Here is a 23,736-nt window from a genome sequence, read left to right as displayed (position 1 = left end):
CCGATGGCCGGTCCCTTTGAATCGTTCGTAATCCTGGGTGCGATGCGCACCGGATCAAACCTGTTAGAGGCCAACTTGAACCGGATCGACGGCCTCACTTGCCATGGTGAGGCCTTCAACCCGCATTTCATCGGGCGGGTGAAATCAGATCATATTCTGGGTCTAACACTGGACGAAAGGGACCAAGATCCCGGGAAACTCCTGACAGCGATCCGCGCAGCCCCGGACGGGTTGCACGGGTTTCGGTATTTTCAGGAACACGACCCGCGCATCCTGCCTGAGGTCCTAAACGACCCGCTCTGCGCCAAAATCATCCTCAGCCGCAATCCGCTGGACAGCTATCTTTCGCTGAAGATCGTTCGGAAAACCAAGCAATGGCAGTTGAAGAATATCAAGCGCCGGTTGGAAGAAACGGTCGAATTCGACGCGGCTGAGTTCTCGGACTACGTCGACACCCTCGCCTCTTATCAGACGTCTCTGCTTAACCACCTGCAAAGATCGGGCCAGACCCCCTTTTACATCAACTATGATGACCTGGACGATCTTGAGGTTTTGAACGGTCTCGCCAAGTGGCTCGGAGCGGTCGGGCGGTTGGATGCGCTGGACGATACGCTCAAGCCACAGAACCCGTCAGCCGCTGTGACCAAGGTGACCAACCCGGACGAGATGGCGCGTTCAGTGTCAGGAATGGACCGTTTCGCCTTGCACCGCACGCCAGATCTGGAACCACGACGCGCGCCAACGCTGCAAAAATGTATCGCGGCACCGACAACACCACTGCTGTTTCTACCGATTCCCGGCGGGTTAGAGCCTGCTATTGCCCAATGGTTGGCGCGGATGGATGGATGCGACGAGGATGCTTTGCACGACACCCCGGACGCAGTCGAAAGCTGGATGCGAACCCATCCCGGGCACCGCAAATTCACTATCCTGCAACATCCGATCGCTCGCGCGCATAATGCCTTTTGCGACTATGTTCTGGCCAAGGACCATGAGGACTATGCCGATATCCGCCACATGCTGCGCAATCGGTTCAAACTGCCGATCCCCGGACAGTTGCGTAAAAAGAACTACTCGAAGGATCAGCACCATGCGGCATTTACGGCTTTCCTGACGTTCCTACACCACAATCTGAACGGCCAAACCCCGATCCGGGTCGATGCGATGTGGTGCAGCCAGTCAAAGGTGATTGAGGCCATGACGCCTATCGCCCTGCCCGACCTGATCCTGCGAGAAGATGACCTGCAGACCGCTCTACCCGATCTCGCCGCAAGCTTGGGGAACGCAAACCCACCCACGCCTGAAATCCGCGCTGCGGATACGCCCTACGGATTGGAAGAGATTTACGACGCACAACTCGAGGCGCTGGCAGCAAAGGCCTACCAGCGCGACTATGCGAAATTCGGGTTTGGGCCCTGGCGCTAGGGACGCAGAGTGATCAGCGTACCTTTGTTGACCATCGCATAGATCTCTTCGATCTCGTTATTCTTGACGGCGATGCATCCGGCGGTCCAGTCCGGGGTCTTCTTGGCGCGCTTAAGCTCCGACCGCAGACTGGGCTGACCGTGGATAAAGATATCACCACCCGGATCAACGCCCGCCGCCTTGGCCTGAGCTACATCCTGTGAGTTGGGATAGGAAATACCCAAAGACAGATGATAGCGGCTTCTCGGGTTGCGCCGATCGATCAGGTAGCTCCCCTCTGGGGTCCGACCATCACCACGCTTGGTTTTGGTGCCATTGGGCGCAAAGCCCAGATCAACATCATATTCCCGCAAGACATGCTCATGATGCAAAAGGTACATCTTGCGCGCGCTCTTGTTGACGACCAGCGAGGTCACCTCGGGTCCATCATATGTCAGAAATCTGGGTCCGGCTGAGGCACAAGCCGAAAGGCTCAGCGTTGCCATTGCACCCAATCCAAATGCTCGACGATCCATGATTCACTGCCTGCTGCTTTTTTTTGGGTATTATGCCAAAAACTGAAAAAACTGAAATCACTTTTTGATGTTTGATTGCTCAATTAGTCGGCGCTCTATGGCTTCCAGCCGCTCCAGCACCTCATCTCGGTAGGCATCGGTCTTCACTTCGTCCTCGGCGTGGTGCGCATCCTGCATCGAATTCACGATCAGACCGACCAGCAAGTTCACAACTGCGAAGGTGGTGACCATTATGAAGGGCACAAAGAACAGCCAGGCGTAGGGGTAGACCTCCATCACAGGACGCACGATGCCCATGGACCAGCTTTCCAGCGTCATGATCTGGAACAGCGTATAAGCTGACAGGCCCAGATCCCCAAACCAAGCCGGGAAGGAATAAGAGAACAACTTGGTCGAGATCACCGCGCCAATATAAAACAGAATCGCCATCAGCAGGAAAACGCTGGCCATGCCTGGAAGGGCCGATATAAAGCCTTCGACCACCCGGCGCAGGCGCGGTGCAACTGAGATCACGCGCAAGACTCGCAGGATTCGTAGGGCCCGCAGCACCGACAAACCGCCCGCGCTTGGGACCAGAGCGATGCCGACGATCGTGAAATCAAACAGATTCCAGCCGCTCTTGAAGAAGTTGCGGCCTGAGACGATCAGCTTCATCGCGATCTCAACCACGAAAACCGCAAGGCACAGCTTATCGAGAATGACGATCAGCGGCCCCGCTGCATCCATCAGCGTTGGCGAGGTCTCCATCCCCAGCAGAATCGCGTTGAAGATGATCACTGCCGTGATGAACTGCCCGAAAAAGGGGGCTTCGATGATGTTCTGCAAGCGCTGTTTGAACGCCATGGGTTGCTGTCTCCTTAACGTGCGGGGTTCAGCACAAACCGCGCGGCCAGTTCCGTATGGGACGACCACCGAAATTGGTCAACGACCTGCACCCATTCAAGGGCGTAGCCTGCATCAACTAGCGTTTTTGCATCCCGCGCAAAGGTAATGGGGTTGCACGAGACATAGGCGATCACCGGGGGCTGCGCCTGCGCAAGTTCTGCGACCTGCGCTTCGGCCCCCGCACGCGGCGGGTCAAGGACCACGGCATCAAAGCCCTTGAACTCATCCGGCATTAGAGGGCGCCGGAACAGATCACGGGCCTCACAGGTGACGCGTTTCAACCCCGTGGCCTTGCGCCATCCCTGATTAAGTGCCTGCGTCATAGCGGATTCACCTTCGACCGCGTGAACCTCGACCTCTTGCGCGAGCGGTAGAGAGAAGGTTCCACTCCCGGCAAACAAGTCCACAACCCGCCTTGCACCTTGCGTGGCTTCCAAAACAGCCTGTGTTAGAGCCTGTTCTCCGTCCTTTGTGGCCTGCAGAAAGGCCCCCGGTGGCGGGATGACCCCGGCGATTCCAAAGCGCTGGACTGGTGGTTGCCGCATCGCGATCACCTCACCATCCCAGCTGAGGCGCGCCAGCCCGTGTTTCTCGGTCGCTTGTGCCAAGGCAAGCTCCAGCGGGCCGTCCAAGGGCTTGCCGCCTGACACCGCGATATCCAGACCGCCCTCGGACAGGGTCAGCGCAACCGCCAGTACACCTTTGCGGCTGCCACCCAGCAGCGCCAGCGCCTCGGCGACCGGGATCGCGGCGATCAGGGCCGGGTCCAGGAGATGGCAATCTGGGATTTCGGTGATCGTATCGGACGCGCGACCGTGAAATCCGGCCAGCGTGCCTTTCTTCGTCCGCTGCACGGCAATCGTTGCCCGCCGACGAGACCGCTCGGGCGAAGTGTGGATCGGCCGCATCGGGGCCTCAAGGCCCTGTGCAGACAGTGCTGTGCGCACGATTTCCACCTTCCAATCCGCCACAAACGCGTCCGAGGCGTGCTGCAACTGGCAGCCTCCGCAGGCTTTGTAGTGGCGGCACGGGGCTTTAACCCGTTGATCTGAAGGGGTTTCCACCCGCATGTCTTCCAGTAGCTGGCCGACCAAAGTTCCGCTGACCACTTCGCCCGGCAAAGTCCGGGGAATATAGACAGGGCCGTCTGCGATACCGTCGCCTTGATGACCAAGGCGGTTGATGGTGAATTGCTGCGTCATGGGGGCCTGATAGCCGGGCTTCGCCTGCAACAAAACCCTTATTCTGCAGCCTCGGCCTGAATGAAACCACCCGACTGGCGATGCCAGAACCGCGCATACAGCCCGCCCTGGTCCAAAAGCGCCTCATGCGTGCCGGCTTCAACGATCCGCCCCTGATCCAGCACGACGATCCGGTCCATCTCGCTGAGGGTCGACAGGCGATGCGCGATGGCAAGCACGGTTTTACCCTCCATCACCCGATGCAGCGCAGTCTGGATCGAGGCCTCGACCTCGGAATCTAGCGCCGAGGTCGCCTCGTCCAGCACAAGGATAGGCGCGTCCTTAAGAATGGCGCGGGCCAGGGCGATCCGCTGCCGTTGTCCACCGCTGAGTTTCACGCCTCGCTCACCCAAGTGCGCGTCGTAGCCTTTCCGGCCTTGCGCGTCTTCGAGGCTCAGGATGAACTTATGGGCTTCGGCCTTCTCGGCGGCCTCGATCATCTCGGCCTCGGACGCATCGGGACGACCGTACAGAATGTTCTCACGCGCCGAACGGTTGAACATGGCGGTTTCCTGCGTGACCATCCCGATCTGACGGCGCAGGCTGTCTTGGGTTACTTGCGACACATCCTGCCCGTCAATCGAAATCACGCCTTTTTCCCCGTCATAGAGCCGCAACAACAGCGAAACGAGGGTGGATTTGCCCGCACCTGACGCCCCAACGATGCCCAGCTTTTCGCCCGGTGCGATCGTCAAGTTCAGATCAGAAACCCCGCCAATATCCCGACCATAGGCAAAGCTGACGGACTCAAACGCAATGCCGCCCTGAGACACGGCAAGGTCCTTGGCTGCTGCGGCGTCCTCAACCCGGTCCCGCTTGGCCAGCGTTTTCATGCCGTTTTCGATCTCGCCAACATTCGCGTAGAGACCCATCAGCGTGAAGCTGACCCAGCCCGTCATTTGGGAAATGCGGATCGCAACCGCACCCGCCGCCACAATGTCTCCGGCCGTCGCCATGCCCAGTTGCCAAAGCCAAAGCGTTGCACCCAGCAGCATCACGGGCAGAACACCTGCCAGAACCATAAGGATGAACCGGAACGCGGCGGAGAGTTTGCCGAAATCCAGAGATCTTTCGCGCAGGTCGACCATCGCGTTTCGCGCTGTCTGATCTTCATAAGCGGAGTGGGCGAACAGCTTGACGGTTTTGATATTGGTGATCGTATCCACCACCTGCCCCGACACCATCGCCCGTGCGCCCGCCCGCGCGGCCGAGCGTTTGCGAATGCGGGGCAGATACCAGCGGACCAGCGTGAAATAGACCACCAGCCAACCCGCAAAGGGCAGCATCACCAACGGGTGAATAGACCCTAACAAAAGCAAAGATCCAACAAGAGACGCCAAAGCGAAGACAATCGCACTGATCGTTTCCGACACGACCGAGGCCATCGCGTTCGAGGTTTGCATCTGTTTCTGCGCAATCCGACCGGCAAAATCGTCGTCGAAATAGGTGACTGACTGACCCAGTGTCCAACGGTTCAGCTTGGCCAGAACCAAGGGCGGGATGTTCGGCATGACGATGTAGTTGTTCGACACCGAGGACAGGCCAAACAGGATCGGGCGGATCACCATGAAGAACACCGCCGCGCCGACAATCATCCAGATATTCTCAGCGGTCAGAAAATGCTCGGGCCCGCCCGAGGTGGCGACATCGATGACCCGGCCCAGAATCCAGGCGGTGGCGGCCTCCATCGCGCCAGCGATCGCCGAGAACGCCGCCGCGACAAACAGCATGGGCCAAGCGCCTGACAGACTCCAGCGAATGAACGCCCCCAGCGTTTGTGGTGGGGGCGTCTCGATGTTCTTGAACGGGTTGATGAGGTCGGCAGCCCTCATTCAGCGGCCTCCGGATTCATGAAGCCGCCAGATTGCCGCGCCCAGAACTGCGCGTAAAGGCCACCCTGCGCCAAAAGATCGGCATGCGCGCCCTCTTCCACGATCCGGCCCGTATCCATCACCAGAATACGGTCCATCTGAGCGATAGTGCTGAGCCTGTGGGCAATGGCAATAACGGTTTTTCCTTGCATCATACCGTAAAGGGTTTCCTGAATGGACGCTTCGACCTCGGAATCTAGGGCGGATGTCGCCTCATCCAACAGCAAAATCGGCGCGTCCTTCAGAATGACCCGCGCCAGCGTGACCCGCTGCCGCTGACCTCCTGATAGCTTCACGCCACGCTCACCCACATGCGCGTCATACCCGGTTCTGCCCTGAGGGTCCTGCAGGTCGAGAATGAACTCATGCGCTTCGGCCTGTTTGGCGGCGGCGATCATCTGATCCTCGGTCGCGTCCGGACGGCCATAGAGGATATTGTCGCGCACCGACCGGTGCAGCAAAGCGCTGTCCTGCTGGACCATGCCGATACGGCTGCGCAAACTGTCCTGCGTGACCTGCGCAATGTTCTGATCGTCGATCAGAATTGCCCCTCGCTCAACGTCATAGAATCGCAAAAGAAGCTTTACTAGGGTCGATTTTCCGGCCCCGGAGCGCCCGATCAGGCCAATCTTCTCACCCGGTTGAATGGTCAGGTTGATGTGGTTCAAACCTCCGGCCTCACGCCCATAGTGGTGGGACAGATCGTTGATTTCGATCTTGCCTTTGCTCAGTTGCAATGGCTTCGCCGTAGGTGCATCCAGCAGGTCGATTGGCTGAGCAATGGTCTCCATCCCCTCAGCGACAATGCCAAGTTGGCGGAAGAAACTGGTCAGCGCCCACATGATCCACCCGGTCATCGCGTTTAGGCGCAGGGTCAAGGCAGTCGCCGCAGCAACAACACCAACCGAGGCCGTGCCCTGCATCCACAGGGAAATCGCCCATCCCACGACGCCCACGATCAGCAGGCCGTTCAGTGTAACCAGAACCGCGTCCATGATGGTAAAGATTCGCATTTCGATCTGGAAGGTGCGGCGCGTCTCTTCGATGGCTTCGCGGGCATAGTCCATCTCTTGCCGGCCATGGGCGAACATCTTGACCGAGTGGATATTGGTGTAGCTGTCCACCACACGCCCCGTCACGGTCGAGCGCGCATCGGACGCCGCCTTGGACGCCGGGCCAACGCGCTGAATCGTCCAGCGCACCAACAGCGCGTATAGAGCAAACCAGATCAGCAGCGGGATCAACAATCTCGGGTCCGCCGCATAGAGCAGAATCGCCGCGCCAATCAGATACGCGAGCGAGAACGAAATCGCGTCAAAGACCTGGAACACCACCTCGCCCGCAGCAGGAGGGGTCTGCATGATCCGGTTGGCAATCCGCCCAGCAAAGTCATTCTCGAACCAGCCAACCGACTGACGTAGAACATGTTTATGCGCCCGCCAGCGGATCAGTGTGCCAAAGTTCGGCAGGATCGTGTTGTTGAGCAGCAGTACGTCGATCAAATGCAGCAACGGACGCAGCAGCAGGACAAACGCAGCCATAAGCAACAGCTCAGTCCCGTGGTTCTGCCAAACTTCGGCCGGAGTTCCACCCAGCAGATCGACCACGCGACCCATATAGGCGATCAACCCGATCTCGACCCCGGCCACGATGATCGAGATTAGCGCCGCCCAGGCAAACACCCGATAGAACGGGCGCGAATAGTCCAGCATGAACGGCCACAGCTTGGTTGGTGGCGCGTCGGCTTCTTTATAGGGGCCAAAAGGGTCAACGAGGTTTTCGAAATAGCGAAACATAGGGGAGTGCTCCGATTGAGCAGAAAATTAGACATGCGAAGAAGAATGGCGCCTGAACACCACCCTATACGGGGTAAGCGTCCCGGCTTTAGCCGAACCAGATCCCGTAATACATTCGCAGTCCTCCATCCATGTGACAGGCGCACGTAAGCACAAACATTCTGATTTGTCATCCCCTTTTGAGACTTCGTGCTACCCGGCCAGCAAATCCTCGCGCGTCAGGGTAAAGCCAGATGCGATCCAGCTTGCTTCCAGATCGGCCAGTTTCTTGCCCAGCGCAGGGCCAGAAAAGTTGGGGATGAGGTCCGTCGCCTTGATCGGGAACTGCGCGGTGGCCCCGGAATGCAGCGCTGTGCGCAGATCCTCTGACCAGGGGCGCTCCAGAAACGCGCATCGCAGTAGTGTTTCGTGCAAGCCGCCTTCGTCGCCGTAACGGTAGCCCAGTTCGGCCACACTGGTCGAGGCCTGCGCCTCATCCCTCATCCGGGTCAGGCGTTGCAGCTGGTTGCGGCTCAGGCGCAGCGTCTCCGCGTCCTCAGGCGCGGCGATGGCCGCCAGTCTGCGCACCGCGTCCGGTCCGGCACCTGCGGCCTGCTCAATGGCGACCAAAGGCGCCAAGGCGCGATCATCCGCGCCCGGCAGAAGCTGCGCCAGTACTCCCGTGCTGCGCATTGCGGCAACGGAAGGGGCCGGATCGGGCGCACCCAACAGTTTCAGCAACTCGGCCCCGACACGTTCCCGCGACAAGTTGTACAAACCGTCCAGGTTCGCTGCAATCGCGGCCAGAGCATCCGGGTCGAACCCGGCCTCGACATCTCCGTACCAGGCATGAAACCGGAAATAGCGCAGGGATCGCAGGTAGTCTTCGCGGATGCGGTTTTCTGCAGTTCCGATGAACCGAACGCGGCGCGCCTGAAGGTCCGGCAGGCCCAAAAGCGGGTCTAACACGGCACCATCTGGCTTTGCGTAGATCGCGTTCATTGTAAAATCGCGCCGGGCTGCATCCTCTTCCACCTTGTCCGAGAAGGCCACGACCGCGCGGCGGCCATCGGTTTCCACGTCACGGCGAAAGGTGGTGATCTCATGCGGGATGTGATTGCAGACCACAGTTATCGTTCCGTGATCAATCCCAGTAGGAATCGCCTTGAGCCCCGCGCTCTGCGCCAGCTCCAGCACCCTTTTGGGATGCGCATCCGTTGCGATATCAATGTCCGACACCGGCGCGCCCAAAAGCGCGTTGCGCACACATCCCCCCACAAACAGCGCTTGCGCACCGCCATCCGTGAGGGCCGCGCATACCTTTTGTGTCGCAGGGTCCGAAACCCAAGCCGCGCTGATTTGCTTCATTCTCTCACCCGTGCTGCAAGCCCGCGCAATATGCGGGCGGTCGCGCCCCATATGTAATAAGGGCCATAGGGCACGGCGAAATACTTCCGTCTTGTCCCCTGCCAACGACGCGACTCGATCACATAATTCGCAGGGTCCAGCACATGTGCAAGAGGAACCGAGAAAATTTCGTCTACTTCGCCGGGTTCAGGCACCGGGTCGAAGCCCTGCCGGATGATTGCCACCACCGGAGTGACCGAGAAGGACGTGACGGTTTCATGCGTGGGCAAAAAGCCCAGAACCTCGGGAAGATTGATGGACAGACCGACCTCTTCCCGCGCCTCGCGAAGGGCAGCGGCGGTGACATCCGCGTCACCTTCATCCTGTTTGCCGCCGGGAAAGGCGATCTGGCCGGGGTGGTGCTTCAACGCCGAGGAGCGTTTGGTCAGGATCAGCCGTGGCATCCCGTCCGCGACCGTGATCGGCACCAGCACCCCCGCCGGTCGCAATTTGCGCCCCGGCGGCAGCACGGTGTCTGGGTTCAGGTCAAAATCACTGGACCCATGGCCCGGACGAGCCAAAGCCGTCCGGAGTTGCGTCTCTAACTCAGACACTTTTGTTGTCTTCGGCGTCAAAACCCACAGTGGCAGGGTCCAGCACGTAATGCGCGCCGCAGAACTGACAATCGGCGGTAACCTGACCCTCAGACGTGGTCATCTTTTCAATGTCCTTGGCCGAATAGATCGACAGGCTTTGGCGCACACGCTCTTCCGAGCAGGTACAGCCGAACTGTACCTGCTGCGCGTCATAGACCCGTGGGTTTTCCTCGTGGAACAGACGCACCAGCAGATCGGTTGGCGCAATCGAGGGGCCGATCAGTTCAAGATCCTCGACCGTGTCCAGCAGAATATTGACGCGGCCCCAGTTCTCACCTTCTTCGCCATCTACCAGATCAGTGGCGGTCAGGATCTCTCCGGTGCCTTCGCTGGACGCCGCGAAAGGCGAGGCTTTGGGCATATGCTGCAACATGATGCCGCCTGCGCGCCAATGCTCACCCACACCCGGCTCGGTCGATTTGCCAAAGCTCAGCGAGAACCGGGTGGGCAGCTGCTCGGACTGCGCAAAATAGGCTTCGGCACAGGCGCTGATCGAGCCTCCGGCCAGCGGAGTGATGCCCTGATAAGGCTGCGTGCCTTCGCCCTGGTCGATCATGATCGCGAAATAACCCTCACCCACCTGATCGAAGGGCGCGCCATCGGTCAGACGATCGCGGTCGAAACTGGCGTAAGCGCGGATGCGGGCCGGCTCACCCTCTTTCTGTGGCGCATAGTAGTCCGTGGCAATCATGCGCACCGGACCCTTGGACTGCACCTGCAATGACAGCTTCCAGCGAAGCGAGACAGTCTGGCCGATCAACGCGGTCAGCAGGGCCATCTCGGCCACCAAGGCCTCAACCTTTTCTGGATAGTCATGCTGTTTCAGGATGCCGTCCAACACGCCATCGAGACGGGCCACGCGCCCGCGCATGTCCGATACATCGAGTTGAAAGGGCAGGACGGTATCGTCCCACGCGATTTTTGTTCCAAGAGACATGGGGTTTCCTTACACGCCAAGGGTTGGCATACCGGCACCATATAGGTCGCAGAGATTGGGTTGTAAGGGGCCATACATGATCAGACGGTTCGGTGAAACCCCTGAACCCGGGCGCAAGTACACTCGGCGGGTCGGAGTCTACGCGTTGCTGCCCCGCGCCGGGCACCTTCTTTTGACCTGTCAGACCGAACCGGGGCCGGATCTACAACTGCCCGGCGGCGGCATAGATCCGGGCGAATCGCCTACAACCGCTCTGCACCGCGAAGTGTTCGAGGAAACGGGCTGGCTGATCGCTGCACCCCGTCGAGTCGGGGCGTTCCGTAGGTTCACCTTTATGCCGGAATATGACCTCTGGGCCGAGAAGGTGTGCCTGATCTATCAAGCGCGGCCCGTGCGCCGTCTGGGACCACCGAGCGAGCCGTTCCACGAAGCGCTCTGGATGCATGCCGCCGATGCGGTTGAAACGCTGGGCAATGATGGTGATCGCCATTTCGCGATGCTGCATCTTCGCGGGCTTTAGATCGTTTCGCATTAAACCTGCGACACGAATACCCTGCCACGCTTTCGGCGTTTTCGGGACATTCTTGTCATTTGATGATTCAGGTAAACCCGAAACGCACTAGGCCCCATTGTATTCAAAGAACACGGCCGAGACATCGTCCCCCATACCGCTGTCAGGTGACATCACCTGTGTCAGGCGCCAGAACAGATCGTCCAGAAACTCAGGCTCGCCGCGATCCGCCGCACAGTCGAGCGCCATCTTCCGCAAGCCATCCTCATCCAGCAATCCGCCTTCGGCCAAAGCACATTCTGTGAACCCGTCTGAATGCAGCAATAACCGGTCCCCAGGCTCCATCTTCGCCTCAATCTGCTGAAACTTCACATCCGGGATCAACCCGATGGGCAGCCCACCTTCGCCCAGAAACTCGGTCGTGCCATCGCGTCGCAGCATCAACGGATGTGGATGCCCCGCCTGAACCATCCTGATATGCCCGTTGCGCAAATCGACAATGGCATAGACCATCGTAAAATACTCTTCTATCCCGGCATCCGCCAGCAATCGGGAATTCAGCATCCCCGCGACATCCTCCGGGGGAAGCAAAGCGTAGAATTTGTCAAACCGCTTTTCCATTGCGACGTTCTGTTCGAAATGTTTGCTGGACAGATAACCGCCCAACCGCGCCGTCATCATCGCCGAGGTGATGCCGTGACCAGATACATCAATGCTGTAGAACCCAAGGCGGTTCGGACCGGGTGAGAACATCCCCACCAGATCGCCTCCGATATGTCCGCAAGGCTTCAACAACAGGCTGACACGCGATTTACCGAATTCTTGCGTGAGGTCCGGCACCAGCGATTCCTGTATTTTGCGGGCTTGGATCAGGTCCTTGTCGATGGCCTCATGCGCCAGTTTCAGCTCTTGTAGGGCGGATTCGATCAGTCGGTTCTTCTGTGACAACTCACGCTGCATATTCAGAATTCGCGCCCCGGCCGAGATACGCGCGCGCAGCTCATCCGCCTCAAGCGGTTTGATCAGGAAGTCATCTGCGCCTGCATCCAGACCGCGCGCCACCTCCTGTTTTTCGCTTTTGGAGGTAAGCAGGATGAAATAGCTGTAATGTTCCGCCTCAAGCGCGCGGAATGCGCGGCAGAACTCAAGGCCGCTCATCCCTGGCATGACCCAATCGCTGAGAACAAGGTCCGGCGCGGCTTCGGTGCAGATATCTATCGCCGCCTCGCCATTGTCGGCCTCAAGAACCTCAAAACCCCATTTCTTGAGCGAGGCCACCAGAATGCGCCGTTGCAGGCGGCTGTCGTCTACCACCAGCACCCTCCGGATTGCACCGAAGTCCAGATCGGATCTGGTTTCCTCAAGACTTGCCGCTGGCACTCTGCAACCCCACACGCTTCCTTTTCTCGGGATGGTGCGACCCTACGCGTCTGGGGCTTAACATCGAGTGAAGGCCAATTGGGGCCGACGCTTAACCCAACATTTACTCAGGCCGGGCTACCACGGATCCATTCAATTCCGATGCAGGACACAACCCATGATCCACTGGCCCCGAGTTCGACAGCTCCGTGACGAGGTTGGCCCTGACGAGTTCGATGAGGTTGTCGAGATCTTTCTGGACGAGGTGCAAGAGGTCATCGCCCGCCTGCATGCAGACACCGCGCGGCAGGATCTTGAACAGAACCTGCATTTCCTGAAAGGCAGCGCCCTGAGCCTTGGGTTCGAGGTGTTCTCGAAGCTCTGTCAGGATGGCGAAAGGCTGGCCGCCTCGGGTGAGGCGGCAAAAGTCGATCTGCCGGAAATCCTCGCCGCGTTTGCTGCGTCGAAATCAGTGTTTCAGGCCGAACTGAACGACAATCTGCACTAGATCACAAACTGTGCCAGCGTCTCATCCTCGGTGATGTCGGTATAGGTGAACCCGGCCTCATCTAGGTGCGCAAAGAGGCGGGCAAAGTTCTCGGGCTTTCGAGTCTCGATCCCGATCAGGACCGAGCCGAAATTACGCGCAGATTTCTTCATGTATTCGAACCTGGCGATATCGTCTTCGGGGCCGAGGATACTCAAGAACTCTTTCAACGCGCCAGGGCGCTGCGGCAGGCGAAGGATGAAGTATTTTTTGACGCCGGAATAGCGCTGCGCGCGCTCCTTGACCTCGGGCAGACGCTCAAAATCGAAATTGCCGCCAGAGGTGACACAAACAACCGTTTTGCCACGGATAAAGCTTTGCACATCAGCAACCGCCTCAATCGCCAATGCGCCAGCGGGCTCCAGCACGATGCCTTCCACATTAAGCATCTCGATCATTGTGGTGCAGATGCGATCCTCGGACAGGACCAGCACATCCGATAAGTGACGGTCTTTCAACAGCTCAAACGGCTTGGCACCGATCTTGCCGACCGCCGCGCCATCGACGAAATTATCTACGTGATCCAAGGCAACCGGATGCCCTGCAGCCATTGCCGCGTGCAGACAGGCCCCACCTTTGGGTTCGACAAACAAACAGTGGGTCCTATCCCCGAACCAAGTTGCCACGCCCGACGACATACCGCCGCCGCCGACCGGCAAGATGACATGATCAGGCACGCGGCCCAGCTGTTCCTCGATCTCGACCGCAAGCGAAGCCTGACCTTCGATCACATCCTCATCATCGAACGGCGACAGGAAATGCCCGCCTTCTTTTGCGCACCACGCTTGTGCTGCGGCAAGCGTATCGTCGAAATAGTCTCCGCTGAGGTGAACCTCGATATTGTCGCCGCCGAAGATACGGGTCTTCTGGATCTTCTGTTGAGGCGTGGTGACCGGCATGAAGATCACCCCCTTCACATCCAGATGCTTGCACATGAAGGCCACGCCCTGCGCGTGGTTGCCGGCGCTGGCACAGACGAATAGATCCTGCCCCTGCTGCTTGCGCATGGCATTGAAGGCGCCTCGAATCTTGTAGGAACGAACCGGGCTGAGGTCCTCTCGCTTGAGCCATATATCAGCACCGTAGCGGTCAGACAGATGGGCATTCCGCTGCAAAGGCGTTGCCGGAAACACAGAGCGCATCGCCTGTTCGGCAGCGCGGGCACGGGTCATGAAATCGCTCATGCCGGTTTCAGTGGCTTATCCTAAGCAAAAGGGCAAGGAATACATGTGTGTACGAATTACGACAGCGCGCGTTTTTCGATGAAGACGCCATAGAACGTTGTCAGGATGCTGACATTGATTAAGGGCACGATCAGCATACTGGCGAAAACCACCACCAATGCGCCAATTAATGGGACGATCAGAAGCGCTGCGAACAGAAGCTGAAGCCCCATCTGGAACAACACCAGCAACACAACCAGCGCCACTATAGTGCCGTTGGCTCCGTCAGTGGCACGCCAGGCGTCCGACAGATTCAACGGTTCGCCTATTGCGGCGGCGGGCATGATCGGAGACACGCGGTAAAAGGCGACGGAAAGGCCCACAACAACCAGAAGCCACGCCAATATGCCCATCGCGACCGAGGCTTGGGTCAAAAATCCGATGACAAGCATTGCCGGGATCAGGACGACCACACCCAGCAAGGCCAGCATCACCATCCGCCCCATGTAAGCGAGCATTCGATCCGATCTGAACGCGGGCAGAAAACCGGCCGGGTATTCTTCGAGCAGCACAAAACGATGCCAGGACACGACAATCCAAACCATGATCGCAAAAAGGGATGCCACCACGCAGAACAGGAAAGCGGTGACCGCACCCGGCGACGCTGCATCCGGCAGGCCGTTTGGTTCAGTCGAGATATCTTCGAAGGAAATACCAAACAGAAGACTGAATGCGATGATGGCCAAACCGCCGATCAATGCGGGGATCAACGTGATCTGAATCGCCTGTTTCAGATTCCGCAAAACCATCTTGATCGAATGCATGAAAATCTCGAACGCCAACATCTGGAAATGCCCCTGCTCAACTATCTCTTGTTCTTTGTCCAGCCGTTTCACCCCAATTCCCGGCCTGCGTCAATCCACACAGCTTGCCCCCGCCCACAAAACCCGTTAGGGGCCAATCGTCTTGCGAATAAGGGGAAGTCAGATGTCCGCGCCAAAGAAAGTTGTTCTGGCCTATTCCGGTGGCCTTGATACCTCGATCATTCTGAAATGGTTGCAGACCGAGTATGGATGTGAGGTCGTCACCTTCACCGCCGATCTGGGTCAGGGTGAGGAACTGGAACCCGCCCGCCAAAAGGCTGAGATGCTGGGGATCAAACCGGAAAACATCTATATCGAGGACATTCGCGAGGAGTTCGTCCGCGACTTCGTCTTCCCCATGTTCCGCGCCAACGCGCAATATGAAGGCCTGTACCTGTTGGGCACCTCGATCGCGCGGCCTCTGATCTCGAAACGTCTGGTCGAGATCGCTCAGGAAACCGGTGCTGATGCCGTAGCACATGGCGCAACCGGCAAGGGTAACGATCAGGTTCGCTTTGAATTGGCCGCCTACGCGCTGAACCCCGAAATCAAGGTCATCGCCCCGTGGCGTGAATGGGATTTGACCAGCCGTACTCGACTGATCGAATGGGCCGAAGCGCATCAGATTCCGATCGCCAAGGACAAACGTGGCGAGGCGCCCTTCTCGGTCGATGCTAACTTGCTGCACACCTCCTCCGAGGGCAAGGTTCTGGAAGACCCCGCCGATATGGCGCCCGACTATGTCTACCAGCGCACCGTCCACCCCGAGGACGCGCCCGATCAGCCCGAATTCATCGAGATCGGCTTTGAGAAAGGCGACGCAGTCAGCATCAATGGCGAGGCGATGAGCCCGGCCACCATCCTGACCAAGCTGAACGAGTATGGCGGCAAGCACGGCATCGGTCGTCTGGACTTGGTCGAAGGCCGTTTTGTTGGCATGAAGTCGCGCGGTATCTACGAAACTCCGGGCGGCACCATCCTGCTGGAAGCACACCGTGGTATCGAGTCGATCACCATGGACCGTGGCGCGATGCACCTGAAAGACCAGTTGATGCCGCAATATGCCGAACTGATCTACAATGGCTTCTGGTACTCGCCCGAACGCGAGATGCTGCAGGCCGCCATCGACAAGAGCCAAGAGCATGTCACCGGCACCGTGCGCGTGAAACTGTATAAAGGTCTGGCCTCGACCGTTGGCCGCTGGTCCGATCACTCGCTGTATTCCGAGGCGCATGTGACCTTCGAGGAAGACGCTGGTGCCTATGATCAAACAGACGCCGCAGGCTTTATCCAGCTGAACGCGCTGCGTTTGAAACTGCTGGCGGCACGCGACAAACGTCTGTCCAAGTAACCTGGCCAACAGTTTAGAATTCAAAACCCCGGCAATCACACTTTTGCCGGGGTTTTCTTTTGCCCACCGGACCCAGCGTCATGCTTGCCGGATGTGGGGCCATGTCTTTACGCATACGTCAAGTTTGAAAGGACAGACCATGCTGCAAGAGATCGCCGACGGAATTCAAAAAGGGCTGGATGGCAAAAGCTTTGACGGATCGCTCAAGTTCGATTGCGGCGACGCGGGTGTGATCGTGCTGGCCGACAATCAGGCCACCACGCAGGATCAGGATACCGATTGCACCATCCGTATCTCGCAGGACAACCTGACCAAGCTACTCACTGGCAAACTAAACCCGATGACCGGCGTTGCTTTGGGCAAGCTCAAAATCTCGGGGAATATGGGTGTGGCGATGAAGCTGGGACAGCTGCTGGGTTAATCGCCTTCCGAGAACACATCAAACGCCTTCAGCGCCTTGGCACTGTAGGCAAAAGACGGGCCCCCGCCCATATAGGTCGCCATCGAGAGCGCCTCGCACAACTCCTCGCGAGTGGCGCCAAGACGCACCAGCGATTTCACGTGAAACCCGATGCAGCTGTCGCAACGTGTGGCGATGGCAATGCCCAGCGCGATGAACTCTTTGGTTTTTTCGCTCAGGGCGCCATCGGTTTTGGCCGCCTTGCCCATCATCCCGAATCCGCGCACCGTTTCGGGAACCTCTTTCGAGAGGGTGCCGATATTGGCCTCGGTCTCGGCCATGAAGTCTTTCCAGTCCATACTGTGCCTCCTTATCCGCGTTCGTCCGCGCCCATGCGGCGTTCCAGCCAGCGTACCCCGGCGCTGATGATCAGAACCAAGATCAGGTATTCAAATATCAGCAAGGTGTAGATTTCCAGCGGGCGGTATTCCGTCACCACCAGCTCATTCGCGCGGCGGGTCAGTTCCTGCATGCCGATAACGCTGGCAAAAGCACTCATTTTGACGATGTAGATGAACTGGTTGGCCAAAGGCGGCAGGATGCGCCGGATCGCTTGTGGCAGGATCACGTAGCGCATCGTTTGCACATAGTTCAGCCCGATGGTCTGGGCCGCCTCGCGCTGGCCGCGTGCGATGGATTGGATGCCGGCGCGGTAGATTTCGGCCGTGAAGGCACTGTCAGAGATCGCCAGGGTGATGATCGCGCCCCAGAAGGGGTCAATCGGGATGTTCAGGCCCATCGACTGGAACACGATCGGCAATCCATAGAACACCCAGAACAGCATGGGCAGCAGTGGAATCGCGCGAATAAACTCGACATAGACCCTATTCAACAGCCGCCAACCGCGTTTCTCGGACAGTCCGGGCAAGGCGACCAACAGGCCGATCACAATCGACAGGGCCGCCGCGATCAGAGAGATCAGGATCGTCGCGCCCATGCCCGAGATCAGGAATTTCACATTGGTCCAGCCCGAGTCAGTCCGCGGGTCGATGACATACCAGCCCCATGTCTGGGATGAGGAACAGCCCGCCAGCAGCAGAAGCGGTATGAGGAGAAGTGCTTTTTTCATCATACCCACTCAGTGCTGCAATATCTGGCTGAGGAACTTGCGGCACCGCTCCGAGGTCGGATTGGTGAAGAAATGCTCTGGCTTGCCCTGCTCCACGGTCTCGCCCTCATCCATGAAGATCATCTTGTCGGCGACCTTGCGGGCAAAACCCATCTCATGGGTGACAACGACCATGGTCATGCCTTCATGCGCCAGCTCAACCATCACGTCCAGCACCTCGGCGATCATTTCCGGATCGAGGGCCGAAGTCGGCTCATCAAACAAAAGAACTTTCGGCTCCATGCAAAGGGATCGGGCAATGGCGACGCGTTGTTGCTGACCGCCGGACAGTTGGATGGGGCGTTTGTCGGCCTGATCGGGGATGTGAACACGCTCAAGATAATGGCGCGCGCGCTCTTCGGCCTGCGCTCGGCTCAGGCCCCTCGCCTTGATGGGGCCAAGTGTCAAGTTGTCTAGAACGCTCAGATGCGGGAACAGGTTGAACTGCTGAAACACCATGCCGACCTCGGACCGGATCGTGGCTGCAGATTTGGCGTCATCCTTCAGTTCGACCCCGTCAATGCGGATGGTGCCTTTCTGATGTTTCTCCAACTGGTTGATACAGCGCACGACCGTAGACTTACCCGAGCCGGACGGCCCGCAGATCACAACCTTTTCACCACTATTAACTGTGAGGTTGATATTCTTGAGGACATGGAACGTATCGAACCACTTGTTCACATCGACAAGCTCGATGGCGGGGTCTGGCATTGGTCGATCTGTCCCTAGTTTGCGCGGGTGGATTGATTTATTGGGCCTGCGCCCCCTATCCCGCTTAAAACAACGAACTATATATGGCAGCAAGTCCCAGCTGCCACCAACAGGAGAATTAAATGAACACAATCTGGAGAGCAGCCGCTGCCGCTGCGCTTGGTCTGGTCTTGTCAGGCGCAGCCCAGGCGCAATCGGCACTGAACGAAATCCTGGATTCCGGTGTGTTGAAGGTCGGCACGACCGGTGACTGGAACCCGATGTCCCTTCGGGATCCGGCCACCAACAGCTACAAAGGCTACGACATCGACATCATGAACGAACTCGCCGCCGATTTGGGAGTTGAGGTCGAATACGTCCCGACCGATTGGAAAACACTGGTGAACGGCGTTGTGGCGAAGAAATACCACCTGACCGGCTCGGCCTCGATCTCGCCGCCGCGGATGAAGGTTGCCGGATTCTCGGACAGCTATATCTCGGTTGAGCTGTTCCCATACACGACCAAGGACAAGGCCGACAAATTCGACGGCTATGAGTCGATCAACCAGCCGGGTGTGACGGTCGCAACAACGCTGGGCACAACCTTTGAGAAGCGCGTCCGCGAGTGGTTCCCGAATGCCGAGATCAAAGTGGTCGAAGCCCCCGCACGTGGTTTTCAAGAAGTGATCGCCGGACGGGCCGATGTGTTCATCACATCGAACATCGAAGGCTCCACCTTGGAAGAGAAGTTCCCGATCGAGCGTGTTAAGAACGCCGGACCACGTTCCCCTTCACCCATCGCGATGATCCTGCCGCAGGATGATCAGGTCTGGATCAACTACGTGAACAACTGGATTGAGGTGAAGAAAGCCCAGGGCTTCTTTGAGGAAAACCAGAAGAAATGGGGTCTGTGAACCTGCCAACGCCCGGCCCCACGGCCGGGCGTTTTCTTGCCGGTCGCGTGGGTAAACAGGTCAGTCAATAAACTCAGGTCACCAGCGCGTGACATTCCATGTCAGGCAATTGCAACTTGTTAGAACACCGGTCACCTTGAGTCTCGGAAGGAGACATACCATGACCCGGACTGCATATCTCGACTACCTAAAACCCGCCCTGTTGTTCACCTTGATTGCACTGGCCGCAACCTTGCGCGCCGTTCCGGCCCCGGCTGCAGGGACCGAGACCCTGACGGTTGCCGGCGGATGTTTCTGGTGTGTTGAATCCGATTTCGAATCCGTACCCGGCGTCATAGGCGCCGTGTCCGGATTCACGGGTGGTTCTGTCTCGAACCCGACATATGATCAGGTGACCAAAGGCGGCACGGGCCACTACGAGGCGGTTCAGATCACGTTTGATCCCGCGCGCGTCTCACGTGAAACGCTTCTGAACATGTTCTTCCGCTCGGTCGACCCCACAGATGCAGGCGGTCAGTTTTGCGACCGTGGAGAGAGCTACCGAACGGCAATTTTCGTGTCTAACGCATGGGAAAAAGCGCTTGCGCAACAGGCAAAGACCAACGCGCAACGAGCGCTTGGCCAAACGGTCGTCACCCCGATCCTGCAGGAGGGCGCGTTTTATCCGGCCGAGGCATACCATCAGGACTACTACAAAGGCGACAAGCTGGTGTTCACCCGCTTTGGCCCCAAACGCCAGAAGAACGCCTATAAAGCCTACCGCAATGCCTGCGGTCGGGATGCACGGGTGAAGCAGCTTTGGGGAAGTGACGCGCCCTTTGCCGGATCTTAATCCAACTGCGCGTCACGGACTTCCCTCAGATCCGGAATGACATCTGCAGTGCCGTGCCGCGTGACCATCAGGGCCGCGGCGCGGTTCGCTTGTAGAATGGCCTGCTCCATCGGCATGCCACGGTCCATCCCGGCCAGAACGTAGCCGGTAAACGTATCCCCTGCGCCCGTTGTATCCACCGCCTGCACCTTATGCGCGGCGAAATCCACGGGATCACAACCCTGCTGCAGATACCGCGCGCCCCTCGACCCAAGCGTAACGATCACATGGCGCACCGGCAGTTCCGCTGCATCCAACCCGGTTTCCTGCCGCAATTGCTCGGCCTCGACCTCGTTGAGGATCAGGAAATCCAGATAAGGCAGAACCTCTTGCACCGATTGCGCCTGAAACGGCGCGGCGGCGTAGCAAACGGTCAGGCCAAGCTCATGCCCCAGACGGGCCGCTTCGACCTGAGCGTTGGTTTCGTTCTGCAAAACCAGAATATCTCCGGTATTGGCCGAGGCCAGCGCCTGCCCGATCTGCGCGCTGTCCAACGCGTGGTTAGCGCCGGGGTAGAGGATGATAAGGTTCTCGCCCTGCGCGTCCACAGCAATGATCGCGTGACCGGTCGGCACATCCACCTCAGCGATGAACCGCGTGTCGACGCCATATTCCGTCAGCCGATCCTTGGCCCAGCGCCCGTCCGGACCGACAGCACCGATATGGCTGACTCGGGATCCCGCGCGCGATCCGGCAACGGACATATTGGCCCCTTTGCCGCCCAGAAAACGCTCAAGACCGTCTGCCGCCAAGGTCTCACCCGCCGCAGGCAGGTGCGGCAGGCCGTAAACCATGTCGGCATTGATCGAGCCCAGGTTCCAGATTGTCATGACTTGCCAATATCGCAGGAGGCCAGAATGGCCATGTTCAGGATATCATTGGCCGTCGACACGGTCGAGCAGATCTGAATCGGCTTGTCGACGCCAGACAAGATCGGGCCGATCACGGTGGCTCCACCCATTTCCTGCATCAGTTTAGTCGAGATCGACGCCGAGTGCCGCGCGGGCACGATCAGGATATTGGCCGGGCCGGTCAGGCGCTGAAACGGATATCCGGCCTGCTGATCCACGTTCAGGGCAACATCGACGGTCATCTCGCCTTCGTATTCGAAATCAACGCCACGCTGGTCCAGAACGGCAGGCGCACGGTGCATTTTTTCGGCCCGTTCCGAGACCGGATAGCCAAAGGTCGAGAAGCTGACAAAAGCCACGCGGGGTTCAAGCCCCATATGGCGGGCCACGTCGGCCGAGCGTTCAGCGATATTGGCCAAGTCGTTCTCATCCGGCCATTCATGCACCAGAGTATCACCGATCAGAACAATGCGCCCCTTGTGCAGCAACGCCGTCACGCCCGCCGCGCCATGGGCAGCGTCAGCATCGAATACATGGTTGATCCGGTCCAACACATGGGCCGATTTGCGCGTCGCCCCCGTCACCAGACCGTCGCCATGCCCATGCGCCAGCATGAGGGATGAGAACACATGCCGATCCCGGGCCGCCAGACGGTGGATATCCTTGGGATCAAAACCTTTGCGTTGCAAACGGTTGTACAGGAAATTCGAGTAGGCCTCGAGATGCGAGGTGTTGGCGGCGTTCACCACCTCAAGCTCACGCACCGCATCGCCAAGACCGGCTTCTTCCAGCTTGGTTTTCACATCATCTGGACGGCCCACAACCAGCGCCTTACCAAAGCCCGAGCGCTGATAGGTCACCGCTGCACGCAACACGCGCGGATCATCGCCCTCGGCAAAGATCATGCGGCTTTGTGCCTGACGCGCACGTGCGTTCAGGCCGCGCAGGATGCTGGCGGTCGGGTCCATGCGGGACTTGAGGCTGAGCTCATACGCCTCCATGTCGATGATCGGACGGCGAGCCGCTCCGGTATCCATCCCGGCCTTTGCTACAGCGGGCGGGATACGGTGGATCAGGCGCGGGTCAAATGGCGTCGGGATGATGTAGTCGCGGCCAAAGGTCAGCGATTTGCCATAGGCCATGGCGACCTCATCCGGCACATCCTCACGCGCCAGACGGGCCAGAGCATGGGCACAAGCGATCTTCATCTCGTCATTGATGGCGCGCGCGTGAATATCCAGCGCACCGCGGAACAGGTAAGGGAAGCCCAGAACGTTGTTCACCTGGTTCGGATAGTCGCTGCGGCCTGTGGCAACAATCGCATCAACGCGAACCTCATGCGCCTCTTCCGGCGTGATTTCAGGATCCGGGTTCGCCATCGCGAAAATCACCGGATTATCGGCCATGCTGGCAACCATATCCTGCGTCACGGCACCCTTGACCGAAACGCCCAGGAAAACGTCTGCGCCTTTCATGGCGTCTTCGAGGCTGCGCAGATCCGTGGTGATCGCATGAGCCGACTTCCACTGGTTCATCCCCTCGGCCCGGCCCTGGTAGATCACGCCTTTGGTGTCACAGACAATGCAGTTCTCATGCCGTGCGCCCATCGACTTGAGTAGCTCGATACAGGCGATCCCCGCCGCACCCGCACCGTTCAGAACGATCTTAACATCCTCAATTTTCTTACCCGAAATATGCAGCGCGTTCAGCAGACCCGCTGCACAGATCACCGCCGTGCCGTGCTGATCGTCATGGAAGACGGGGATGTCCATCTCTTCCTTGAGGCGCTGTTCGATGATGAAACATTCCGGCGCCTTGATGTCTTCGAGGTTGATGCCACCAAAGGTCGGCCCCATCAGACGCACCGCGCGGCAGAACTCATCCGGGTCTTCGGTGTCCAACTCGATATCGATCGAGTTCACGTCGGCGAACCGTTTAAACAGGACGGACTTCCCCTCCATCACCGGTTTCGACCCCAGCGCGCCAAGATTGCCAAGACCCAGCACGGCGGTCCCGTTCGAGATCACAGCGACCAGATTGCCCTTGTTGGTATAGTCATACGCCGTCTCGGGCGCTTCGGCGATGGCTTCACATGGAACAGCGACGCCGGGGCTATAGGCCAGCGAAAGATCGCGCTGCGTGGTCATGGGAACGGTGGCCTGCACCTCCCACTTGCCGGGGGTCGGGTCGAGATGAAAGGCCAGTGCCTCTTCTTTGGTGATCTTCGCTTTGGGCATCTTAAATGTCGTTTCCATGACTTCGGGGCTGATGCGTCATAGCGCAGCCACGCGCAGGCCTCAACGAGAATGAGTTTTCGGCTTTTACAGAAGATGGGGGATTTGTAAGGTCACGTCCGGAACACGCCAGAAGGGGGCCGCTTTTGTCCACAGTCACGC

At 58.6% G+C, this 23,736-nt stretch carries 23 protein-coding genes; 7 read left to right on the top strand and 16 right to left on the bottom strand.

All coding sequences use genetic code 11. The features are described 5' to 3' along the window. Positions 1-3: 3 nt before the first annotated feature. Positions 4-1,425, top strand: coding sequence for a nodulation protein NodH (locus ACR0I8_RS04155; protein WP_170689530.1), 1,422 nt, complete (start codon positions 4-6; stop codon positions 1,423-1,425). Here the strand turns inward: ACR0I8_RS04155 and ACR0I8_RS04150 are convergent. From ACR0I8_RS04150 to hslO, 8 genes are all read right to left on the bottom strand, one after another. Next, positions 1,422-1,940: a L,D-transpeptidase family protein gene (locus ACR0I8_RS04150; protein ID WP_170380233.1), complete on the bottom strand. Its 519-nt coding sequence runs from the start codon at positions 1,938-1,940 to the stop codon at positions 1,422-1,424. The two genes, ACR0I8_RS04155 and ACR0I8_RS04150, sit on opposite strands and share 4 nt — an antisense overlap. Positions 1,941-1,997: 57 nt before the next feature. Continuing rightward, positions 1,998-2,783 (bottom strand): ion transporter, encoded by a 786-nt coding sequence (locus tag ACR0I8_RS04145; protein WP_170689532.1) that lies wholly within the window; start codon positions 2,781-2,783, stop codon positions 1,998-2,000. Between the two features lie 14 nt (positions 2,784-2,797). Further along, on the bottom strand, positions 2,798-4,027 hold the full coding sequence (locus tag ACR0I8_RS04140) for a class I SAM-dependent RNA methyltransferase (protein WP_170689533.1): 1,230 nt from the start codon (positions 4,025-4,027) through the stop codon (positions 2,798-2,800). A gap of 38 nt (positions 4,028-4,065) precedes the next feature. After that, complete coding sequence (locus ACR0I8_RS04135) at positions 4,066-5,898, bottom strand: ABC transporter ATP-binding protein (RefSeq protein WP_170689535.1); 1,833 nt, start codon at positions 5,896-5,898, stop codon at positions 4,066-4,068. Then, positions 5,895-7,733, bottom strand: coding sequence for an ABC transporter ATP-binding protein (locus tag ACR0I8_RS04130; protein ID WP_170689536.1), 1,839 nt, complete (start codon positions 7,731-7,733; stop codon positions 5,895-5,897). The genes ACR0I8_RS04135 and ACR0I8_RS04130 overlap by 4 nt, the downstream gene beginning before the upstream one ends. A gap of 192 nt (positions 7,734-7,925) precedes the next feature. Then, positions 7,926-9,080, bottom strand: a complete 1,155-nt coding sequence (locus ACR0I8_RS04125) for a CCA tRNA nucleotidyltransferase (protein WP_170689538.1) — start codon at positions 9,078-9,080, stop codon at positions 7,926-7,928. Further along, positions 9,077-9,673, bottom strand: a complete 597-nt coding sequence (locus tag ACR0I8_RS04120) for a CoA pyrophosphatase (protein ID WP_170689539.1) — start codon at positions 9,671-9,673, stop codon at positions 9,077-9,079. The genes ACR0I8_RS04125 and ACR0I8_RS04120 overlap by 4 nt, the downstream gene beginning before the upstream one ends. Beyond that, the gene (gene hslO, locus ACR0I8_RS04115; protein WP_170689541.1) at positions 9,666-10,652 is read right to left on the bottom strand and encodes an Hsp33 family molecular chaperone HslO; all 987 of its coding nucleotides are present in this window, start codon (positions 10,650-10,652) and stop codon (positions 9,666-9,668) included. Before hslO ends, ACR0I8_RS04120 begins: the two co-directional genes overlap by 8 nt. A 76-nt stretch (positions 10,653-10,728) precedes the next feature. Here hslO and ACR0I8_RS04110 point away from each other — a divergent pair, with 76 nt between their 5' ends. Further along, positions 10,729-11,172: an NUDIX hydrolase gene (locus tag ACR0I8_RS04110; protein WP_170689543.1), complete on the top strand. Its 444-nt coding sequence runs from the start codon at positions 10,729-10,731 to the stop codon at positions 11,170-11,172. A 99-nt stretch (positions 11,173-11,271) separates the two neighbouring features. Here ACR0I8_RS04110 and ACR0I8_RS04105 read toward each other — a convergent pair whose 3' ends face one another. Then, entirely contained in the window at positions 11,272-12,543 is a 1,272-nt protein-coding gene (locus ACR0I8_RS04105) for a SpoIIE family protein phosphatase (RefSeq protein WP_170689545.1), read from the bottom strand. A gap of 157 nt (positions 12,544-12,700) precedes the next feature. Here ACR0I8_RS04105 and ACR0I8_RS04100 point away from each other — a divergent pair, with 157 nt between their 5' ends. Next, the gene (locus ACR0I8_RS04100) at positions 12,701-13,030 is read left to right on the top strand and encodes an Hpt domain-containing protein (RefSeq protein WP_170689546.1); all 330 of its coding nucleotides are present in this window, start codon (positions 12,701-12,703) and stop codon (positions 13,028-13,030) included. Here the strand turns inward: ACR0I8_RS04100 and ilvA are convergent. Both ilvA and ACR0I8_RS04090 read right to left on the bottom strand, forming a co-directional pair. Next, positions 13,027-14,253, bottom strand: a complete 1,227-nt coding sequence (gene ilvA / locus ACR0I8_RS04095) for a threonine ammonia-lyase IlvA (protein WP_170689548.1) — start codon at positions 14,251-14,253, stop codon at positions 13,027-13,029. The genes ACR0I8_RS04100 and ilvA overlap by 4 nt on opposite strands. A 56-nt stretch (positions 14,254-14,309) precedes the next feature. Continuing rightward, on the bottom strand, positions 14,310-15,128 hold the full coding sequence (locus ACR0I8_RS04090) for a hypothetical protein (protein ID WP_480702768.1): 819 nt from the start codon (positions 15,126-15,128) through the stop codon (positions 14,310-14,312). A gap of 91 nt (positions 15,129-15,219) precedes the next feature. Between ACR0I8_RS04090 and ACR0I8_RS04085 the strand changes: the two genes are divergently transcribed. Beyond that, the gene (locus tag ACR0I8_RS04085) at positions 15,220-16,446 is read left to right on the top strand and encodes an argininosuccinate synthase (RefSeq protein ID WP_170380221.1); all 1,227 of its coding nucleotides are present in this window, start codon (positions 15,220-15,222) and stop codon (positions 16,444-16,446) included. Positions 16,447-16,585: 139 nt separating this feature from the next. Continuing rightward, positions 16,586-16,867 (top strand): SCP2 sterol-binding domain-containing protein, encoded by a 282-nt coding sequence (locus ACR0I8_RS04080; RefSeq protein WP_170491779.1) that lies wholly within the window; start codon positions 16,586-16,588, stop codon positions 16,865-16,867. On the opposite strand, the gene ACR0I8_RS04075 is transcribed toward ACR0I8_RS04080, so the two are convergent. Genes ACR0I8_RS04075 through ACR0I8_RS04065 form a run of 3 tightly spaced genes read right to left on the bottom strand, consistent with a single transcriptional unit; the run spans position 16,864 to position 18,725 of the window. Continuing rightward, on the bottom strand, positions 16,864-17,205 hold the full coding sequence (locus ACR0I8_RS04075) for a carboxymuconolactone decarboxylase family protein (protein ID WP_170462857.1): 342 nt from the start codon (positions 17,203-17,205) through the stop codon (positions 16,864-16,866). The genes ACR0I8_RS04080 and ACR0I8_RS04075 overlap by 4 nt on opposite strands. An 11-nt stretch (positions 17,206-17,216) precedes the next feature. Further along, on the bottom strand, positions 17,217-17,975 hold the full coding sequence (locus ACR0I8_RS04070; protein ID WP_170380218.1) for an amino acid ABC transporter permease: 759 nt from the start codon (positions 17,973-17,975) through the stop codon (positions 17,217-17,219). Positions 17,976-17,984: 9 nt separating this feature from the next. After that, positions 17,985-18,725, bottom strand: coding sequence for an amino acid ABC transporter ATP-binding protein (locus ACR0I8_RS04065; protein WP_170689550.1), 741 nt, complete (start codon positions 18,723-18,725; stop codon positions 17,985-17,987). A 122-nt stretch (positions 18,726-18,847) separates the two neighbouring features. On the opposite strand from ACR0I8_RS04065, the gene ACR0I8_RS04060 reads away from it, so the two are divergent. Then, on the top strand, positions 18,848-19,618 hold the full coding sequence (locus tag ACR0I8_RS04060; RefSeq protein ID WP_170380216.1) for a transporter substrate-binding domain-containing protein: 771 nt from the start codon (positions 18,848-18,850) through the stop codon (positions 19,616-19,618). Between the two features lie 160 nt (positions 19,619-19,778). Further along, positions 19,779-20,450 (top strand): peptide-methionine (S)-S-oxide reductase MsrA, encoded by a 672-nt coding sequence (gene msrA / locus ACR0I8_RS04055; RefSeq protein WP_170689552.1) that lies wholly within the window; start codon positions 19,779-19,781, stop codon positions 20,448-20,450. On the opposite strand, the gene ACR0I8_RS04050 is transcribed toward msrA, so the two are convergent. After that, positions 20,447-21,319 carry a ribokinase gene (locus ACR0I8_RS04050; RefSeq protein ID WP_170689554.1) on the bottom strand — a complete coding sequence of 291 codons (873 nt, stop codon included), beginning with the start codon at positions 21,317-21,319 and terminating at the stop codon, positions 20,447-20,449. The genes msrA and ACR0I8_RS04050 overlap by 4 nt on opposite strands. Further along, entirely contained in the window at positions 21,316-23,577 is a 2,262-nt protein-coding gene (locus tag ACR0I8_RS04045; RefSeq protein WP_170689556.1) for an NADP-dependent malic enzyme, read from the bottom strand. Before ACR0I8_RS04045 ends, ACR0I8_RS04050 begins: the two co-directional genes overlap by 4 nt. Positions 23,578-23,736 lie beyond the last annotated feature (159 nt).

This window comes from Ruegeria sp. BG9 (assembly GCF_056538305.1).
This window is presented reverse-complemented; position numbering and strand designations above follow the sequence as displayed.

Excerpts from the sequence above, each read along its gene's own strand:
- ACR0I8_RS04045 (WP_170689556.1), bottom strand. The coding sequence starts at position 23,577 with ATGCCCAAAGCGAAGATCACCAAAGAAGAGGCACTGGCCTTTCATCTC.
- ACR0I8_RS04100 (WP_170689546.1), top strand. The coding sequence starts at position 12,701 with ATGATCCACTGGCCCCGAGTTCGACAGCTCCGTGACGAGGTTGGCCCT.
- ACR0I8_RS04070 (WP_170380218.1), bottom strand. The coding sequence starts at position 17,975 with ATGAAAAAAGCACTTCTCCTCATACCGCTTCTGCTGCTGGCGGGCTGT.
- ACR0I8_RS04060 (WP_170380216.1), top strand. The coding sequence starts at position 18,848 with ATGAACACAATCTGGAGAGCAGCCGCTGCCGCTGCGCTTGGTCTGGTC.
- ACR0I8_RS04080 (WP_170491779.1), top strand. The coding sequence starts at position 16,586 with ATGCTGCAAGAGATCGCCGACGGAATTCAAAAAGGGCTGGATGGCAAA.
- ACR0I8_RS04140 (WP_170689533.1), bottom strand. The coding sequence starts at position 4,027 with ATGACGCAGCAATTCACCATCAACCGCCTTGGTCATCAAGGCGACGGT.
- ACR0I8_RS04125 (WP_170689538.1), bottom strand. The coding sequence starts at position 9,080 with ATGAAGCAAATCAGCGCGGCTTGGGTTTCGGACCCTGCGACACAAAAG.
- ACR0I8_RS04135 (WP_170689535.1), bottom strand. The coding sequence starts at position 5,898 with ATGAGGGCTGCCGACCTCATCAACCCGTTCAAGAACATCGAGACGCCC.
- ACR0I8_RS04085 (WP_170380221.1), top strand. The coding sequence starts at position 15,220 with ATGTCCGCGCCAAAGAAAGTTGTTCTGGCCTATTCCGGTGGCCTTGAT.
- ACR0I8_RS04075 (WP_170462857.1), bottom strand. The coding sequence starts at position 17,205 with ATGGACTGGAAAGACTTCATGGCCGAGACCGAGGCCAATATCGGCACC.
- hslO (WP_170689541.1), bottom strand. The coding sequence starts at position 10,652 with ATGTCTCTTGGAACAAAAATCGCGTGGGACGATACCGTCCTGCCCTTT.
- ACR0I8_RS04145 (WP_170689532.1), bottom strand. The coding sequence starts at position 2,783 with ATGGCGTTCAAACAGCGCTTGCAGAACATCATCGAAGCCCCCTTTTTC.
- ACR0I8_RS04150 (WP_170380233.1), bottom strand. The coding sequence starts at position 1,940 with ATGGATCGTCGAGCATTTGGATTGGGTGCAATGGCAACGCTGAGCCTT.
- ACR0I8_RS04110 (WP_170689543.1), top strand. The coding sequence starts at position 10,729 with ATGATCAGACGGTTCGGTGAAACCCCTGAACCCGGGCGCAAGTACACT.
- ACR0I8_RS04050 (WP_170689554.1), bottom strand. The coding sequence starts at position 21,319 with ATGACAATCTGGAACCTGGGCTCGATCAATGCCGACATGGTTTACGGC.
- ACR0I8_RS04065 (WP_170689550.1), bottom strand. The coding sequence starts at position 18,725 with ATGCCAGACCCCGCCATCGAGCTTGTCGATGTGAACAAGTGGTTCGAT.
- ACR0I8_RS04130 (WP_170689536.1), bottom strand. The coding sequence starts at position 7,733 with ATGTTTCGCTATTTCGAAAACCTCGTTGACCCTTTTGGCCCCTATAAA.
- msrA (WP_170689552.1), top strand. The coding sequence starts at position 19,779 with ATGACCCGGACTGCATATCTCGACTACCTAAAACCCGCCCTGTTGTTC.
- ilvA (WP_170689548.1), bottom strand. The coding sequence starts at position 14,253 with ATGAGCGATTTCATGACCCGTGCCCGCGCTGCCGAACAGGCGATGCGC.
- ACR0I8_RS04155 (WP_170689530.1), top strand. The coding sequence starts at position 4 with ATGGCCGGTCCCTTTGAATCGTTCGTAATCCTGGGTGCGATGCGCACC.